We start from the raw sequence: 17,484 nt of genomic DNA, 5'->3' as shown, positions 1-17,484 counted from the left end.
TGCGTCACCTGTCAAGGGGGTGATGCATGTCAGGGGCGGATCGAGAGCGCGTGACGGAAGACCTCGCGCGGGTCCCAGCGCGCCTTGGCCGCCCGCAGGCGCGAGTGGTTGTCCTTGTAGTAGAGGGTCTGCCAGGCCGTGTCCGAGGTGTTCCAGTGCGGGTCGGCGAGGTCGGTGTCCGGGTAGTTGATGAACGCGCCGTCGGCGGCCTCGCCGGGTACGGGGACGCCTCCGGTGTCGGCGAACAGGTCCCGGTAGCACTCGCGGATCCAGGCCAGATAGTCAGGCCCCTGATCGGGCTCGGCCCAGGACGCGAGGCAGGAGAGCTTGATGACGGAGTCGCGGTGCGGCATGGCCGTATCGGCGGGGGACAGGGCGTTGACGGCGCCCCCGTAGGTGTTGAGGACGACGCTCCCGGCGACCACATCGGTGTCCGCGCGGGTGAGGTGGCGGTGTACGACGGCGAGCTGGGCATCCGTCAGGCGGCGCCGCAGAAAGGCCGACTTGATCTTGATGTGCCAGTCGCCCACCGCCTCTCCCGAACCGTTCAGCGCGGCGGTGAGCCAGGGCAGCCGCTGGACCTTCAGATTGCCCGGCCGGGTGGTGCCCGCGCTCACCGCGCCGAGGAAGCCGTCCAGGAGCCGGCGGTCCGCGCCGGGCTCCGCGGCGACCTGGCCGAGGAGCAGATGGGCGCCGGCCGCGCGGCGGGTCAGGGCGAACTCGGCGTACAGCGCGGCGTTCTCGTCGTCGGCGGCGCCGTGCCGCTCGGCCCACCGGCCGTGGTTGCGGACCATGCGGGTGAAGCGTTCCTCGTCCATCCCCTCCCAGCTCCAGTCCGCGGTGAAGGTGAGCGCGGTCCTGGTGGGGGTGGGCAGCATCCGGGCCGGGTCCGTGTCGTCGGTGGCCTCGGGGGAGCGGAACCAGAAGCGGGTCACGACGCCGAAGTTGCCGCCCCCGCCGCCCGTATGGGCCCACCACAGCTCGCGGTTCGGGTCGTCCTCCTCCCGGGTGGCCACGACGGCACGCACCTCGCCCGCGTGGTCAACGACGACGACCTCCACCGCGTAGAGATAGTCGCTGACCAGCCCGAACAGCCGGCACAGCGGTCCGTATCCGCCGCCGGGCACATGTCCGCCCGCGCCCACCTCGGCGTGGTACCCGGCCGGTAAGGTCACGCCCCAGCCGAGGTACAGCTTCCGGTACACCTCGCCGAGGGTGGCCCCGGCCTCGACGACGAACGCCCGGCGCCGTTCGTCGAAGGAGACATCCGCCATGGGGGACATGTCGATCACGGCCTTGACGTCGGGGCTGTCGACGAAGTCCTCGAAGCAGTGCCCGCCGCTGCGGACGGCGAGCCGTGCTCCGGATCGGACGGCCTCCCGTACGGTCCGTACGACGTGCTCCGTCGAGCCGACCAGGTAGACATGGTCGGGCCTGCCCCGGAAGCGGTTGCTTGCGCCCCGCGCGACCAGGTGCGCGTAGCGGGGGTCGGCGGGGGACACACGCAGCGGGCCTTCGGGCAGCCACCCTGGCGCACATGTGCCGGAGCCGGCGGCGGCACCGTCCGGGGAGGCGGAAGCCGCCCGGGCAGCGGACGGGGTCAGCGCCAGCCCCGCGCCCGCCGCCGACATGGCCCGCAGGACGGTGCGCCGCCCCTGCTTGTCGTGTGAACTCATAGTCGGCTCCTGGCCGTTCGGGGGAAGGGGTGTTGTGCGCCATGCGGTGGCGCACAACGACGGTAGGGAGATACGGCGGCCCTGAGAGGTGGGCTACACAGCGGATCCGGGGTACATCCCGCACCACCTCCCCACGGGGGTTTCCACCCCCGACTCCCCCCGCCGCCCGGGGGCACGGAGTCCCCCGGCGGCACGCGCGCCGCCGCCCACCCCCTGAGGTTGATCCGGCGTGCCGCGGAAGGTTGATGCCGGACTTCCGCTCTGGTTGCAGCGCTGACTACATCGGGTGCCGGATTCCGTGGCGTGCGAGCCTCGGTATTTTCTTGCCGTGTCGTACGACGCCGGGGACCGAAAATGCGGCCCGGCAAAACGATGCCCCCTTGCCAAGGGGTGTACGTGCACGCGGAGGTTTCCAGCACGTGAGCTTTTCTCGTGTCATCGCTCGGTTGTCATCAACGTCCCAGGGGTTCACGTTCGTCTCCGGGGATTCCACTGACTTTCTCAGCTTCGCGGAGCTGAAGGCCGCCGGTGAGGACTTCGGCAGGAGGCTCGCCTCTGCGGGTTTTCGGCGAGGTGACCGCGGCATTCTGATGCTGTCCGGTCAGCGTGAGTTCATCGTCGCCTTTATCGGTATGGTGCGCGCCGGAGTCATCCCCGTACCGGTGTTCCCGCCGGCCATGCTGACCCGGATCGAGGCATACCGGGAGCGCCTGCACTCGATCCATTCCTCATGCGAGCCGCGGCACATCATCGCCGACGAGTCGCTTTTCGGCATCTGCGTCGACGCGGTGGGGACCAAGCCCATCGGCTACGCGGAGCTCGCCGCCGGGGAGCCGACCGGGGAGCTGGTGGAGGCGGAGGGCGGGGAGCCGCTCTTCCTGCAGTACACCTCCGGCTCCACCGCCATGCCCAAGGGCGTCGTGGTCACCCACGACAACCTCTTGGAGAACGCCCGGGCCATGGACCAGGCGCTGGGGACCTCCGGCGAACGCGACCGGTTCGTCAGCTGGCTGCCGCTGTACCACGACATGGGGCTCATCGGCTGCATGCTCGGGCCGCTGGTGTACGAGGTCCCCGTCTGGTTCATCCCGCCCTACGAGTTCGCGCGCCGGCCCACCACCTGGCTGGACTGGATGTCCAAGATCTCCGCCACCTTCTCCTACGCCCCCAACTTCGCCTACGAGCTGGTCACCCGCCGGGCGACCGACAAGCAGATGGCCGGCTGGGACCTGTCCGCGTGGCGGGTGGCGGGGGTCGGCGCGGAGCCGGTCCGGCCGCGGACCATGCGGGAGTTCGCCGAGCGCTTCGCCGGCGTCGGGTTCGACGCGAACGCCATCACCCCGTCCTACGGGCTGGCGGAAGGCACCCTCGGGGTGGCCTTCACCACGATCGGCGACGGGCTTCGCACGCTGTCGGTGGACAGGGCGGCCTTCGAGGAGCGGGGTGCCGTCTGTCCGGTGGACGTCGCACCTGGGGCCGAGGCGACCGGGACGCGCGAGATCGTCTCCTGCGGGCCGCTGCTCAGCGGCTGGGAAGCCCGTATCCGGGCCGCCTCCGGCGAACTCGCCGACGTAGCCGAGGAAGGGCAGATCGAGATCCGTGGAGGGAGCGTCGCGCGCGGTTACTGGGGGGCGCGCGAGCTTTCCGAGGAGACCTTCCGGGACGGCTGGCTGCGCACCGGCGACCTCGGCTTTCTGCGCGACGGTGAGCTGTATGTCACCGGCCGGACGAAGGACCTGGTCATTCACCACGGCCGCAAGTACCACCCGACGGACATCGAATGGGCCGCTCTGGGGCTCCCGGGGGTCCGCCCGGACCATGTGATCGCGTTCTCCACTCCCGACGAGCGCCTGGTGGTGGTCGCCGAGCACAAGCCGGCGAGTTCGCCCCCGGACCTCGCGAAGCAGATCGCCACCCGGGTCCGCGGCTCGGTCGGGGTGACGCCCGACGACGTGGTGCTGGTGAAGCCCGGCACGCTGCCCAAGACCAGCAGCGGCAAACTGCGGCGCGCCGCCTGCCGCGACGCGTATTCCCAGGGCGCGTATTCCCACAACGGCCCCGCGGGCCATGGAGGAGCCAAGTGACGACCGCCGATCTGACGGAAGAAGAAGCGCTCAGCATCGTCGCCAAGGCCGCGGCGCAGGTGGACGCCCGGCTGGCCGAGCGTACGTTCACGCCGGCGGACGACATCGGGGAGATCGGCCTCGACTCGGTGGCCACCCTCGAGCTGATCGTCTCCATCGAGGACCAGACCGGGCTCAGCTTCGACGACGACGTGCTGTTCGGGGTCAGCACCGTCGGCGATGTCGTCGAACTGATCCGGGGCGGTAAGCCCGCGGTCCGGGAGGGCTGAGCCGTGGACCTCCTTTCCGAGGAGACGCTGTACCGGCAGTACATGGAGTTCTTCGAACTCGCCGAGCGCCGCCGCCGCTGGAGTGTTTTCGACGATATTCCGTGGGACAAATGGCAGGAGCAGAGCCGGGACGAGAGCTTGGCCCAGTGCGCGGAGACTTTCCTCGGCGTCGAGATGTATCTGCCGGACTATGTGGCCGAAGGGCTCAATGTCGTACGGGAATCCTTCGGGCAGGCCTGGTTCCAGGTCAACTGGGGCTATGAGGAGTCCAAGCACGCGCTCGCCCTGAAGGAATTCCTGCTGCGCACCGGACAGCGCACCGACGAGCAGATCCGGGAATTCGAGAAGAGGGTGCTGAGCCGGCGGTGGACGATGCCGTTTTCCACCCCGCGCAGAATGTTCGTGTACGGCGCCATCCAGGAGAAGACGACCTGGATGAGCTATCGGCAGCAGCTGAACCGGGCCCGTGACCTCGGCGATCCGGTGATGGCCGAGATCTGCCGCTACATCGCGCGGGACGAGGCCGCGCACGCGGATTTCTACCGGCGCACGCTCCAGGCCTGCCTTCAGGAGGACCACGAGGGCACGCTCAAGGACATCGCGCATGTGGTCAAGGAATTCAAGATGCCGGCCTACGACCTGCTGCCCGACTACGACAAGCGGCTGGCCGTGATGCAGGTCATCGGCATCGACCGCGAGGTGTTCTTCCGCGACGTCCTGATGCCGACGCTCAAGAAGGTCGGCGTCAGCCGCCGCGATCTGGTCAGGGCCCGGGGACAACTGCGCCAAGAAGACGGGGAACGCCGGGACGGCCAGGACCAAGGAGAGGACGCGTGATGGCAGAGCAGTCGACCCGGGTGACGGATGACGAGGTCATGAAGGTGATCCTGGACCACCTGGTGGTCCGCGGGGTGTCCGCCGAGCGCATCGTGCGCGGCGCGACCTGGAAGGCCGACCTCGGCATCGACTCGCTCGACATCCTCACCCTCACCCAGGAGCTCGAGGACACCTTCCACGTGAAGATCGGCGAAGAGGACGCCATCGACCTCCGCACCGTAGGGGACGCCGTCGACTACATCGTGCGCGTGTCCGGCGGCGGCGCCCAGACCGAGGGCGAGGGGGCCCACGATGCCTGAGTACACGGCGAGTTGGCTCAAGGACCTGCAGTCGTCGGAGTTCGTCACCGCGTACCACCGCGGCGTCGCCAACGGAAACCTGCCGTTCTTCCGTAACGCGGAATCCCTGCTCGACCCGGTCGTCACCATGGAGGGCACACCGCGGCTGATGCTGGGGTCGCCCAACTACCTGGGCCTGGCCAGCCATCCCCGTGTGCTGGCCGGTGCCAAGGCCGCGGTGGACCGCTACGGCACCTCGCTCACCGGCTCCCGGATCCTCAACGGCACCACGGCCCTGCACCGGGAGATGGAGGAGGAGCTGGCGGACTGGCTGGGGGTCGAGTCCACCCTGCTGTTCACCACCGGCTTCCAGACCAACATCGGCACCATCAGCGCCCTGGTGGGCGTGGGCGACACCGTGGTGTCCGACTCCTTCGCACACGCCTCGATGCTCGACGGGGCCGGGCTCTCCCGGGCCAAGCTGCGCGGCTTCCGGCACAACCGGATGGATCTGTTCGCCGACAGCGTCCGCCGGGCCAAGGCCGACGGTGGCCGGATCCTGGTCATCCTCGACGGGCTGTACTCGATGGAGGGGGACCTGCCGCCGCTGGACGAGATGCTGGACATCTGCCGCGAGAACGACGCGGCGGTGATGCTGGACGAGGCGCACTCCCTCGGTGTGCTCGGCGAGCACGGCACCGGCGCGGCCGAGGTCTTCGGCGTCCAGGACCAGATCGACATCCGGATGGGCGCCCTGTCCAAGGCGCTGGCCGGCGTCGGCGGGTTCATCGCCGGCAGCCGCGAGCTGATCGACTACCTGCAGATCACCGCGCGCGCCTTCGTGTTCACCACGGTCGGTGTCCCGGCGGCCCTGGGCGGTTCGCTGGAGGCCATACGTATCCGCCGCTCGCCCGAAGGCGACCAACTCGCCGAGCAACTGCGCCGCAACTCCCGTTTTCTGCGCACCGAACTCAAGGGCCTGGGCCTGCCGATGGGCCCCGACTCGGACCTGCCCGAGCGGACGACGCCCATCATCCCGGTCATCCTCGGCGACGACGACCTGGCCATGGAGTGGTGGCGGCAGCTGTACGACCGCGGGGTGTTCACCGGTGTGGCGCTGTACCCCGGGGTCCCGCCGACGGGCGCCATGCTGCGGATCTGCCCGATGGCCACCCACACCCAGGCCCAGCTGGAACAGGCCCTCGAGGTGTTCGCCGAGGTGCAGAAGGTGATGAAGCGGAAGGCGGACACCCCGTGACCGGTGCGCCCGGTGCCGCTCCCTCACCGCTGCTGTCCTGGCTGGTCGCCCCGCGCACCGACCGCGGTATGCGCTTCGCACGGGGCTCGGGCGAGTGGGACCGCTACAGCTACGCCGATCTGGCCCATCTGGTCTCCCTGGCCAGCGCGGCCTTCCGGGCCCGGGCGCGTGAGGACCGCCCGGGCGTGGTGCTGGCCACGCCCAACAGCGTCGGCTTCGTCACCGGTTACTTCGGCGCGGTGAACGCGGGGCTCGTCCCCACGGCCATCGCGCCGCCCGCCCGCTTCGGCGGCCGCGAGGACTACGTACGCCATGTCGCCCGCGTCCTGCGGCTGACCCGCGCCTCGGCGGTGGTCGGCGACCCGGTGCATCTGTCGATACTGACCGACGCAGCAGCAGCCGCCGCCGACGCGGCGGGCGAGGACGGCGGCGGTCCGGTCGCCGTACTCTCCAGCGACTTCTCCACCGGCACCGAGACCGACCGGCTCAGCGCGGTCCCCGCCGCCGAGCTGGCCACCCTCCAGTTCACCTCCGGCTCGACCAGCAGCCCCCGCGGGGTGCGCATCACCTGGGCGAACATGGAGGCCAACGCCCGCGGCAACAGCCGGCTGATCGACTACGACGGCTCGCTGCAGACCGTCAGCTGGGTGCCGATGTACCACGACCTGGGGCTCGTGGGCTGTCTGATGACCATCGTGTCCCAGCAGGGCGATCTGTCCCTGATGCGCCCGGAGCAGTTCATCTACGACCCCCGGCGCTGGATCGACTGCATCGCCCGGGAAGGGATGGCGTACACCGCGGCGCCGTCCTTCGGATTCGCGTACGCGGCCCGCAGGCTCAAGCCCGAGGACCTGAAGGGCGCCGACTTCTCCACCCTGCGCTCGGCCACCCTGGGCGCGGAGCGCCACGATCCGCGCGGGCTGTGGGAGTTCACCGAGCTGTGCGAGCCGTACGGCTTCGACCCCGCCGTGTTCACGCCCTGCTACGGCATGGCCGAGATGACGCTCGGGATCACCGGACACGCGCCGGGCACCGTACCGCAGGCGGTCCACCTCGACTGGGAGTCGCTGGCCCCGGAGCAGCCGGTCAAGATCCTCGCCCGCGGCACTCTGCGGGACGCGGGCGCGGCCGACAGCCCGGCCCAGTGGCTGGTCAGCTCGGGGACCCCGATCGAGGGCGTCTCGCTGACCGCCGTGGACCCCGAGGGCCGGCCGCTGCCCGACGGCTATCTCGGCGAACTCCTGCTGTCCGGCGACAGCGTGGCCGCCGGGTACGAGCCGCCGGACGCCGAGAGCTCGTCCCGGTTCGTCGATGGCAGCGTGTACTCCGGAGACGCCGGGTTCCTGCTGGACGGCCAGACGTATGTCATCGGCCGGCTGGGCGACGCCCTGAGCGTCCGCGGCCGCAACATCTACGCCGAGGACCTGGACGCCCGGCTCGGCGACACCCCCGGCGTGGACCGCTACCGCTGCGCCACCCTCGTCGACGCCCGCCGGATCGTGGTGCTCGCCGAACTGGAGCCGGGGGAGTGGGCCGAGCGGCTGGCCGAGGCGCTGTCCCTCTACATCGGCGGCGTCGTGGACGTCACCGTCTTCAGCTGCCGACGCGGCACCATCCAGCGCACCTCCAGCGGCAAGCCCCGGCGCCGCCTCATGTTGACCCAGTACTTGGACCAGGAACTGCCCGGCGAAGTGGTCGCCCACCGCCCGCAGCGCCCCGAGGAAGGATGAGTATGACCGAGCAAGCCGATTCCTCCGCCGAGTCCTCCGGCGATTCCTCCGCCGACGAACAGCTGAAACCGGTCGACGTCATAGCGCACTCCGTGCTCCCCGTCGCCGGTCTCATGCAGCTGATCCTGGGCCACTGGGGCACCCAGGTGGTCGGCACCCTCGCCACCCTGGGCATCCCCGACTCGCTCGCGGACGGCCCGCGCAGCGCCGAGGACCTGGCCAAGCAGCACGAGGTGGACCCGCGGGCGCTGTACCGGGTGCTGCGGGCGGCGGCCACGCTGCGGGTGCTGGACCATGTCGAGGACGAGACGTTCGCGCTGACCGAGGCCGGACACTTCCTGCGCACCGACTACCCGTTCTCGATGCGCTACAACGCCATGCTGCACAGCTCGCGCTGGCACTGGGACCCGTGGTCGCTGGCCCCGGAGGCGGTGCGCAAGGGCGGCGAGGCCTTCTCCGACCACCACGGCTCGCCCTACTACGCGTACATCGACAAGCACCCCGAGGAGGGCGACCTCTTCGACCGCGCGATGACGGCCATGGCCTCCCAGGCCCAGCTGCTGGCCGTATCGCTGCACGACTTCGGGCAGCACAAGGTGGTCGTGGACGTCGGCGGCGGCGCGGGTGTGGTGCTGTCCAACCTGCTGGAGACCCACCCCGATCTGCGCGGTGTGCTCTTCGACCGCGAACGGGTGGTGGCCGGCGCCAAGGAACTGCTGGGCGAGGCCGGGCACGCCGAGCGCGTCGACTTCGTACCCGGGGACATGTTCGAGTCGGTGCCCGAGGGCGGCGACTGCTATCTGCTGTCGATGGTCCTCAACGACTACAACGACGACAAGGCCCGCAAGCTGCTGGAGAACTGCCGGGCCGCCATGGGCGAGGACGGCACCCTGGTCCTGTTCGACATGGTGATCCCGCGCAACGGCACCCCCTCCTTCGCCACCCTCGGCGATATCGAGTGCCTGGTCGTCAGCGGCGGTGAGCTGCGTACCGAGCCGGAGATCAAGGCCCTGCTCGCGTCCGCCGGATTCCGCCTCGAAGCCGTCCACCGCGGCTTCTCCCCTGTCTGTGCCGTCGTAGCGAAGCCGGAGTAGTTCACCATGACCGACACCCAATCGTCCGCAGCCTCGTCCGCAGCGGGCCGCCTCGGGGCGCGCGAGCGCGCGGTGCTGGAGCGGCTGCTCCCCGGGCTCGACGAGAAGCTGGCCGCCCATTCGCTGGCGGATCTCGAGAAGCGGGGCGGACCGGCCATCCCGGCGTTCCGGGAGGCCGGCGGGGCGGGGCTGCTGGTGCCCGCCGAGCACGACGGCCTGGGCGCCGAGCCGCTGGATGCCGTCCGCGTTCAGCGGGCCCTGGCCATGCGCTCGCCCTCGCTGGCGGTCGCCGCGATGATGCACCAGCTCTCGCTGGCCACCTTCACCGAGTATCTGACCGAGCACTGCGCCCCCGACGCCTTCGAGTGGATCCTGCTCAAGTCGATCGCGGGGGAGAAGCAGCTGGTCGCCTCGGCCTCCGCCGAGGCCAAGCGGGGCGCCAGCATGCTGGCGCCGACCATGCGCGCCCGCCGGGACGGTACGAACTTCATCATCAGCGGCAGCAAGAAGCCGTGCAGCCTGTCCGCGTCGATGGACTGGTTCACCGCCAGCGTGCTGGTGGAGGGCGACGAGAAGTACGACGGCCATCTGGCCATGGCCCTGGTGCCCGCCGCGACCGAGGGCCTGGTGCGGCGCCCGTTCTGGGAGAGCGAGGTGCTGGCCGGCGCCGAGAGCGACGAGGTCATCCTGGAGGACCTGGTCCTGGACGAGTCGCTGATGGTCTTCACCGACCAGCGCCCCGGCACCCAGATGGACACCCTCCAGGTCCGCGGCTGGACCTGGTTCGAGCTGCTGGCCGCGGCCTCGTACGTGGGGGTGGCGAGCACGCTCGTGGAGAAGGCGATGGCCTCCCCGCGGGTCTCGCGCGCCGAGGTGGGCGCCCTGCTGGTGAAGCTGGAAAGCTCCATGGGCGCGGTGGAGAACGTGGCACGGGACATGGCCGCGTCCATCGAGGACCCGGGCGACCAGCTGGCCCGCTCGCTGCTGGCCCGCTTCCAGGTCCAGGAGTCGGTGATGGAGGTGTCCACGGCCGCCAGCGAGCTGGCGGGCGGTATCTCCTTCATCCGCGACACCGAGGTCGGCTATCTGCTGCAGGCCACGCGCGCCCTGGCGTTCCACCCGCCGGCGCGGGCCAAGGCGCTGCCGGCACTGGCCGGTTACTTCCTGGGCGAGGACCTGGACACCACGGTCTACTGATCGTCCGACAGCAGCATCGGGAGAAGCCGGGGAGAGGCCACGTGACGGAGCGGTTCGTAAGCGTAATCGGCCGGGTGCGATGGCCGTTGCTGGCGGCGTGGGGCGCGCTGCTGGTGATCAGCGGGCTGCTCGCGCTGTCGCTGCCGGACAAGCTGAGCGGCGGCGGCTGGTATGTCCCCGGCTCACAGTCCACCTGGGTGGCGGAGCAGCAGAAGGAGGGGTTCACCGGCCGCGGCCGGACCAGCGTCACCGTGGTCGTCCACGACAAGCGCCACGCCACCGGCACGGACGCCTTCGAGCGTCGGGTACGCCAGGCCATGGCCGACATCGAGGGCGACAAACGGCTCAAGGCCGCCTCGCACTACGGGTGGTCCACCCTCCAGGGCGCGCCCAAGAACGCGTTCGTCGGCCGGGACGGCCACACCGCGATCGAGATGTTCGGCCTCGATGTGGACGACGGCACCGCCCGGCGGATCCTCCCGGACATCCAGCGGGAGTTCGACAAGCGGTACGAGGCGCGGGGCCTGACCGTCGGCATGGTGGGCACGGCCCCGTTCTTCGGCGAGATCAACGTCCTGAGCGAAGAGGGCCTGGTCAAGGCGGAGATCATCGTGATGCCGCTGATCACCCTCATCCTGCTGCTGCTGTTCCGCAGCGTGGTCTCCGCGGTGGTCGCCATGATCACCGCGGGCACGGCGGCGGTCGTCACCTTCGCGATCCTGTCCGTGCTCGCCGACTCCTACGACCTGTCGGTGTTCGTCCAGAACACCGCGACCATGCTGGGTCTCGGCGTCGGCATCGACTACTCGATGTTCATGATCCGCCGCTTCCGGGACGAACTCGAAGGCGGCGAGCCGGTGCCGCGCGCCCTGCGGATCGCGCTCGCCACCTCCGGGGAGACCGTGGTCGCCTCCGGCGTGACCGTCATCGTGTCCATGGCCACGCTGGCCTTCGTCAACCTCCCGGTCATCCAGTCGATCGCGCTGGGCGCCGCGCTGGTCGTCGCGGTGTCGGTGCTCACCAGCGTCCTGCTGCTGCCGGTGCTGCTGTACGCGGTCGGCCCCCGGATCGGGCGCTGGGACCTGTTCGCCAAGCTCCGCCCGGCCGGCGCCACCGCCGACCCCCGCGAGCGCGCCTGGTACCGCTTCGCCCACTGGGTGCTGCGCCGGCCGGTGCTCTCCCTGCTGGCGGGCAGTGCCCTGCTGGCGGTGGGCGCCGTCCCGGCCCTGGCCCTGGACACCTTCACCCCGGACGCCAAGATCACCCCCACCTCGTCGACCGTGCGCCAGTCCTACGACCGGGTGGAGGAGCAGTTCGGGCCGGGCGACGCCTCCCCGATGGTGGTGCTGATCCGCTCCGGCACCCCGCTGCGCGGCGAGGGCGGGCGGATCGCCGAGCTACGGGACGAGCTGGCCGACCTGGGGCACGTCCGGCGGGTGGACTCCGCGCTCGACGCCCTGGAACAGGCGGCTCCGGGGCGTCCGTTCGACGCGCTCGAACCCGCCGTACGCGACCGGCTGCCGGACCCCGTCCGCGCCTCGGTGGGGTACTTCGTCTCCAAGGACCGCACCAAGTTCATCGCCCAGGTGATCCCCGAGGAGCACGCCTCCTCGTCCGAGACGCGCGGGCTGCTCGCGGACGTCCGGCGGGTGGCGGCGCGGGCCGACGGCGACGGGCTGCGTATCGAGGTCGGCGGTCAGACCGCCGAGGGCGTGGACGCCAACAAGGTGATCGCCGACGGACTGCCCACGGTCGTCGGGGTGATGCTGCTCGCGATCTTCGTCATCCTGATGCTTTCGTTCCGCTCGGTGCTGCTGCCGCTGAAGGCCATCTTGGTCAATGTGTTCTCGGTGTCCGTGGCGTTCGGCATGCTGGCCCTCGCCTTCAAAAAGGACAGCCCGGTGGCGGAAGCGCTCGGCTTTGACGCGTCCGGCCGGGTCACCAACTTCGTCCCCGTGCTCCTGCTCGCCCTGCTGTTCAGCCTGAGCACCGACTACGAGGTGTTCGTGCTGGGCCGGGTGCGCGAGTACTACAAGGCGGGGCTCGGCAACACCGAGAGCGTGGCGCTCGGCATCTCCGCCACGGGCCCGCTGATCACCGGGGCGGCGGTGCTGATGGTGGCGGTGTTCGGCGGCTTCACCCTCTCCGGGATCCAGCCCATCGGCGAGCTGGGCTTCGGCATGGCGGTGGCGATCGCCGTGGACGCCACGCTGGTGCGGATGTTCGTCGTACCGGCCGCGATGAAGCTCATGGGCTCGGCCAACTGGTGGTTCCCCGGCCGGGGCGGCGCCTCATCCGCAGCCACATCCGCCGCCCCATCCGTGGCCGATAACTCAAGAACCTCAAGAACGAGGAGCACGCAAGACCATGGCAGCGAGCGACACTTGGCAGAGCTTTCCGCTGATCGAGGGCCTGAAGTCCCGCCGGGCCCGTAGATTCGGCATGGGGATGACGGTCCCCGGCGGGCCGCTCGAGTACCGCAGCAAGCACGAGCCGGTGCCGCTGACGGAGGAGGAGCAGGCGATCCTCACCTTCGCCGCCTGCGGTATCACCGGCCCCGCGCTCAACGACTGGAACTGGGAGAAGGGCAAGGGCGGCAATGTGATGGCCGGCGTCGTCGGCCGCACCATCTCCAGCTCCGACGCGCTCCAGAGCGGGGCGATGGTGGTCATGGACGACGAGGCCACCTATCTGATCCGCCGGCCCGGCGATCTGTCCACGGCGGAGCTGAACGAGGTCAAGGAGCTGGTCGCCAAGAACGACTTCGTCGGGGCGTACCGGGCCACCCGGGTCAAGATCGGGAGCGAGCGCCGCCATCCGCCGGTGGCGTCGCCGTACAACCTCACCGGCAACGAGTGGTCGCTGCACACCCCCGGATCCACCTACTTCCTGCCGATTGAGGATCTGTCCTACCTCTACATCAACATCCTGCTGGAGTTCTTCAACGAGGAGATGGCGGTCTTCTGCCTGGACGAGCGGCGGTTCTTTCTGCCGGCCGGTCTCGGCAAGTTCGGCAAGTCCAAGGGCGGCCACCTCGACGACGACCCGCGGAAGCTGAAGTCCATGCCGATGGAGTACGCCGAGCGCCTTCTGGTGGAGACGGCGTGTATCGAGATGGGCATGATGCTGCAGAACCTGGGCCTGGTCAGCCAGGCGCTGGGGCTTGGCGGCTTCCCGCACTACACCGGGCACGACGGCGGGTGGTTCGAGGCGCTGGACTTCCGGATGGCCGAGATGCCGATCAGCCAGTACTTCCGGGTGCCCACGCTGGCCAAGATGGTCCTCAAACTCCGCCGCCAGGACGCGGGCTTCGCCTATCCGCTGGGCCTGGAGCGGGACGGCGAGGTGCTGCTCAAGCCGTACTGCCCGCCGTACTACGAGTCGATGGAGGCGGCGGTGCACGCCGTCGTCGAGCGCAAGTTCGGCGAGAACGGCATCTACCGCGGCGGCATCGGCCGGGGCGGCTGGCGGGAGCCGGAGAAGGTGGCGGCGGGGATCAGCGGAATCAGCCAGAAGGCGATCGACGCCACGGTGGCCTTCTGCGAGTACACGTACCAGAAGTCCGGTCGGTTCCCCTCGTATCTGCCCGCGTATCACACGCAGATGGGCTTCCAGTCCGTCCATCTCGACGTCGACTTCTACGACGAGTTCTACGACCCGTCCGTGGTGCCCGAGGTGCACCGGTCCCATATGCGGGACTGGCACGGGCGCTGACCGGAAGGCGGGCGCACAGTGGACGAGGTCTCGATCACCATCGCCGCCCCACCCGAGCGGGTGTGGCGGCTGGTCTCCGATGTCACCGGCATGGGCCGGTTCAGCCCCGAGTGCAAGGGCGGACGCTGGGTGGGCCCGGCGTCGGGGCCTGCCCTCGGGGCCCGGTTCCGCGGCCGCAACCGGCGTGGGCTCATCTTCTGGACCACCGACTGCACGGTCGTGGAGTGCGAGGAAGGGAAGGTGTTCGCGTTCGAGGTCGCGCAGTCGAAGGTGCGGTGGGGCTATCGGATCGAACCCGACGGCGATGGTGATGGCGACGGCGTCGTGCTGACCGAGTGGCGGGAGCATTTCGGCCGCCCCCATCTGCTGATACGGGCGGTCGACGCCAGCGGCCTGGTGGGGTTCCGGCGGGAGCGGCTGATGGTCGAGGGGATGCGTACGACGCTGGGCCGGATCAAGGAGGTGGCGGAGCGGGGGTGAGCGGTGTGTTGACGCGGGAGGGCGTGGCGCCGCCCCGGCGGCCGGAGACGCCGTCACCGGTCGTCGGCCGGTCCGCCGGGGCAGGCCCGTCATGAAGAGGGAGAACTCAGGCGACCGCATGGGGCTGCGAGGGAACGACGAGACCGCACTCATAGCCCAGCGCCACGGCCTGGGCCCGGCTGGTGATGCCCAGTTTGGTCATCGCCCGGTTCAGATGGGTCTTCACGGTCGCCTCACTGATCTTGAGCTCCCGTGCGATGGCGGAGTTGCTGCGGCCCTTGGCGACATGGCGCAGCACCTCGGTCTCCCGCATGGTCAGCATGGCCAGGGTCGACCCCGCGGTCTCGGTGGCCGTAGCGCGGTAGGTGTACGCGTCGATCAGCCGCTCCATCACGCTGGGCGAGAAGGCCATATCGCCGGTGGCGACCGCGCTGATCGAGGCGATCGTCTTCTGCGGTGAGGTGTCCTTGAGCAGGATCCCGGCGGCGCCCACGCGCAGCGCGGACTGGATTTCCTCGTCGCTGACCTCCGAGGCGGTGACGATGACGCGGGGTGGCCGGGCGGGCGCGGCCTCCACGATGTGCTGGGTGGTGGCGATTCCCCCGAGATGCGGAAGGGAGATGTCCATGAGAATGACGTCCGGGCTGTGCGCGGCGGCCAGGGCGCGGGCGCCGTCGCTGTCGGCGGCCTCGCCGACGGCGCGCAGCCCGGGGGCCGAGCTCAGCAGAGTTAACAGCCCCAGCCTGGCCAGGGCATGTCCATCGGCGATCAGGACCTTGATCGGCATTGCGTCCTCCCCCGTTACGATCACCTTCGTGCTCCTCTCATCCACACCGGCACCAAAAGGTGCCCAAACGACACCGAAAGGTGTCCAGCTGAGCAGAGATCGGCACCCCTAAGGGCACCGGGGTGGGTCTCATTGCAACTTCCGAGCTGTTCAGAGCGGTTCTGATGATGCTGTAGTTACCACTGGTAGGCGATCGTCGCGCATGGTGGAGTCGGTCTCAAGCACATGGAGACTTCATGCCACCTTCTGCCCAATGGCCTTGCGGATGGGGGCGTGATGGTCCATGGAACGGCGGATCGGCCGTCAAGCGCGCTGCTCAGCCGTTGAGCGCGGCGAGGGCCGTCTTCGCGGCGGTGATCGCGCCCTTGCGTATCTCCTCGGTGCCCGCCGCCTCGTGTGTCTCGAAGTCGCCGCCGTTGTAGGTGACGGTGACCACCGCGTTGGCGTCACGCGCGACCACGACCGCCTCGCGTATCCGCTGATCGTCATCGGTCGTGACGTTCAGGCTGACCGACGCCTGGTCGCCGAGGCCGGGCACGGCGGTGCTCGGACCGCTGCCCTGCGCCGTCCGGGCGCGCGCGGACGCCGATGCCGACACGTCGTAGGTGATATCCAGCCAGCGGTAGTCGAATCCGCTCAGCGCGTGCCAGGAGCAGCCCGAGCGGTGGGTGGCGTCGCTCGTCTTGAGCCGGGTGCCGGCCGTCTCGGCCTCGGGCACCAGCTCCTTGACGGTGCCGGCCGGGAGGGTGCCGCAGGGCTTGGCCGGGGGCTCGGGGTAGCGCGGCGCCGCGGTGCCGTCGCCCTGCCCGTCCGACGTCGGGGCGGACGTGGGATCCGCCGACGCGGTCGCGGTCGGGGTCGCCGAGGGGCGCGGGGAGGAGGCGGAGGGCTTGGGCTGTGCGTCCGAGTCGGAACTGGTCGTCATGGCCACGCCCGCGGCGGCGAGTACGGCGACCGGCAGCAGGCGGGCGACCAGCGTGAGCGGCAGAGAACGCACGGCGGTCTCTCTTCGGTCGTGAGCGGCGTGGTGGGCGGCGCGGTGAGAGGACGACCATGCCATACGAACGGGTCTGCGAACAGCCCGGGGCGGCCCCGCGGGCCGGCTCCCGACTGGCCCTAAGGGGTGAAATCAGCACTTGATCGAATTATCGGATCAAGTGACTGGTTAAGTACGCGTAGTGACGATCTTTCGCCCGTCAGCCCCGCCCGATGAACGGCATCGCCGTCGCCATCACGGTCGCGAACTGCACGTTCGCTTCCAGTGGCAGCGACGCCATGTGCCGCACCGTACGAGCCACGTCGGCGACGTCCATCACCGGCTCGACCGCCGTCTCCCCGTTCGCCTGCGGGACACCGGCGCGCATCCTCTCGGTCATCTCGGTGGCCGCGTTGCCGATGTCGATCTGCCCGCATGCGATGCCGTACGGCCGCCCGTCCAGCGACAGCGACTTGGTCAGCCCGGTCAGGGCGTGCTTGGTCGCCGTGTAGGCGACGCTCCGCGGCCGAGGGGCGTGCGCCGAGACCGAGCCGTTGTTGATGATCCGGCCACCCTGCGGATCCTGGCCGCGCATCAGGCGGAACGCGGCCTGCGCGCACAGGAACGCGCCGGTGAGATTGACATCCACCACCGCCTGCCAGTCCTCGTGGCGCAGCTCGTCCAGCGCCACCTCCCGCGGCCCGAAGCTGCCGGCGTTGTTGAACAGCAGGTCCAGGCGGCCGAAGTGGTCCCGTACCGCCGCGAAGAGCGCGTCGATCTGCTCGGGGCGGGTCACATCGGTCGGTACGGCGATCACCGCCCCGTCCCGGCCCGCCAGCCGCTCCGTCTCCGCGAGGGCGTCTCGGCGGCGTCCGGCCAGGGCCACCGACCAGCCCGCGTCGGCGAGTTCGAGGGCCACCGCCCGGCCGATCCCGGATCCGGCGCCGGTCACCACCGCAACCTTCGACATGACATTCATGGGTCCGCAGCGTACGCGACGTCAACATCGCTCAAGGCGGCGGCATATCGCGTCAAACGTCCCATCCCGATGCGGAACTCACCCGTCCGACATCTTGATGACGTGTACAGGCTAGCGGGCGGCCG

15 protein-coding genes are annotated in these 17,484 nt (G+C 70.0%); 11 read left to right on the top strand and 4 right to left on the bottom strand.

Annotated elements, in window-relative coordinates; translation table 11 throughout:
- Positions 1 to 29: 29 nt before the first annotated feature.
- Positions 30 to 1,676, bottom strand: a complete 1,647-nt coding sequence (locus ACH4U7_RS06725; protein ID WP_398526891.1) for an FAD-binding oxidoreductase — start codon at positions 1,674 to 1,676, stop codon at positions 30 to 32.
- A gap of 446 nt (positions 1,677 to 2,122) precedes the next feature.
- Here ACH4U7_RS06725 and ACH4U7_RS06720 point away from each other — a divergent pair, with 446 nt between their 5' ends.
- The 11 genes from ACH4U7_RS06720 (at position 2,123) to ACH4U7_RS06670 (ending at position 14,617) form a co-directional block, all read left to right on the top strand.
- Positions 2,123 to 3,760 carry a fatty acyl-AMP ligase gene (locus ACH4U7_RS06720; protein WP_398526890.1) on the top strand — a complete coding sequence of 546 codons (1,638 nt, stop codon included), beginning with the start codon at positions 2,123 to 2,125 and terminating at the stop codon, positions 3,758 to 3,760.
- Positions 3,757 to 4,029 (top strand): acyl carrier protein, encoded by a 273-nt coding sequence (locus ACH4U7_RS06715; RefSeq protein ID WP_398526889.1) that lies wholly within the window; start codon positions 3,757 to 3,759, stop codon positions 4,027 to 4,029. Before ACH4U7_RS06720 ends, ACH4U7_RS06715 begins: the two co-directional genes overlap by 4 nt.
- A 3-nt stretch (positions 4,030 to 4,032) precedes the next feature.
- Positions 4,033 to 4,866 (top strand): acyl-ACP desaturase, encoded by an 834-nt coding sequence (locus ACH4U7_RS06710; RefSeq protein WP_398526888.1) that lies wholly within the window; start codon positions 4,033 to 4,035, stop codon positions 4,864 to 4,866.
- Entirely contained in the window at positions 4,866 to 5,165 is a 300-nt protein-coding gene (locus ACH4U7_RS06705; protein WP_398526887.1) for an acyl carrier protein, read from the top strand. Before ACH4U7_RS06710 ends, ACH4U7_RS06705 begins: the two co-directional genes overlap by 1 nt.
- On the top strand, positions 5,158 to 6,402 hold the full coding sequence (locus ACH4U7_RS06700) for an aminotransferase class I/II-fold pyridoxal phosphate-dependent enzyme (RefSeq protein WP_089506342.1): 1,245 nt from the start codon (positions 5,158 to 5,160) through the stop codon (positions 6,400 to 6,402). The genes ACH4U7_RS06705 and ACH4U7_RS06700 overlap by 8 nt, the downstream gene beginning before the upstream one ends.
- On the top strand, positions 6,399 to 8,132 hold the full coding sequence (locus ACH4U7_RS06695; protein WP_398526886.1) for an AMP-binding protein: 1,734 nt from the start codon (positions 6,399 to 6,401) through the stop codon (positions 8,130 to 8,132). The genes ACH4U7_RS06700 and ACH4U7_RS06695 overlap by 4 nt, the downstream gene beginning before the upstream one ends.
- A 2-nt stretch (positions 8,133 to 8,134) precedes the next feature.
- Positions 8,135 to 9,226, top strand: coding sequence for a methyltransferase (locus tag ACH4U7_RS06690; RefSeq protein ID WP_398526885.1), 1,092 nt, complete (start codon positions 8,135 to 8,137; stop codon positions 9,224 to 9,226).
- A gap of 6 nt (positions 9,227 to 9,232) precedes the next feature.
- Positions 9,233 to 10,423 (top strand): acyl-CoA dehydrogenase family protein, encoded by a 1,191-nt coding sequence (locus ACH4U7_RS06685; RefSeq protein ID WP_398526884.1) that lies wholly within the window; start codon positions 9,233 to 9,235, stop codon positions 10,421 to 10,423.
- Positions 10,424 to 10,497: 74 nt separating this feature from the next.
- On the top strand, positions 10,498 to 12,858 hold the full coding sequence (locus ACH4U7_RS06680; protein WP_398526883.1) for an MMPL family transporter: 2,361 nt from the start codon (positions 10,498 to 10,500) through the stop codon (positions 12,856 to 12,858).
- Positions 12,791 to 14,137, top strand: coding sequence for a hypothetical protein (locus ACH4U7_RS06675; protein WP_398526882.1), 1,347 nt, complete (start codon positions 12,791 to 12,793; stop codon positions 14,135 to 14,137). The genes ACH4U7_RS06680 and ACH4U7_RS06675 overlap by 68 nt, the downstream gene beginning before the upstream one ends.
- 18 nt (positions 14,138 to 14,155) lie before the next feature.
- Entirely contained in the window at positions 14,156 to 14,617 is a 462-nt protein-coding gene (locus tag ACH4U7_RS06670; protein WP_398526881.1) for an SRPBCC family protein, read from the top strand.
- 106 nt (positions 14,618 to 14,723) lie between these two features.
- Here ACH4U7_RS06670 and ACH4U7_RS06665 read toward each other — a convergent pair whose 3' ends face one another.
- From ACH4U7_RS06665 to ACH4U7_RS06655, 3 genes are all read right to left on the bottom strand, one after another.
- Positions 14,724 to 15,404: a response regulator transcription factor gene (locus ACH4U7_RS06665; RefSeq protein WP_358636678.1), complete on the bottom strand. Its 681-nt coding sequence runs from the start codon at positions 15,402 to 15,404 to the stop codon at positions 14,724 to 14,726.
- A gap of 316 nt (positions 15,405 to 15,720) precedes the next feature.
- Positions 15,721 to 16,401 (bottom strand): hypothetical protein, encoded by a 681-nt coding sequence (locus ACH4U7_RS06660; protein WP_358636680.1) that lies wholly within the window; start codon positions 16,399 to 16,401, stop codon positions 15,721 to 15,723.
- A gap of 199 nt (positions 16,402 to 16,600) precedes the next feature.
- Complete coding sequence (locus tag ACH4U7_RS06655) at positions 16,601 to 17,350, bottom strand: SDR family oxidoreductase (protein ID WP_398527017.1); 750 nt, start codon at positions 17,348 to 17,350, stop codon at positions 16,601 to 16,603.
- Positions 17,351 to 17,484 lie beyond the last annotated feature (134 nt).

Source organism: Streptomyces sp. NPDC020845, assembly GCF_044334165.1.
GTDB lineage: Bacteria > Actinomycetota > Actinomycetes > Streptomycetales > Streptomycetaceae > Streptomyces.
This window is presented reverse-complemented; position numbering and strand designations above follow the sequence as displayed.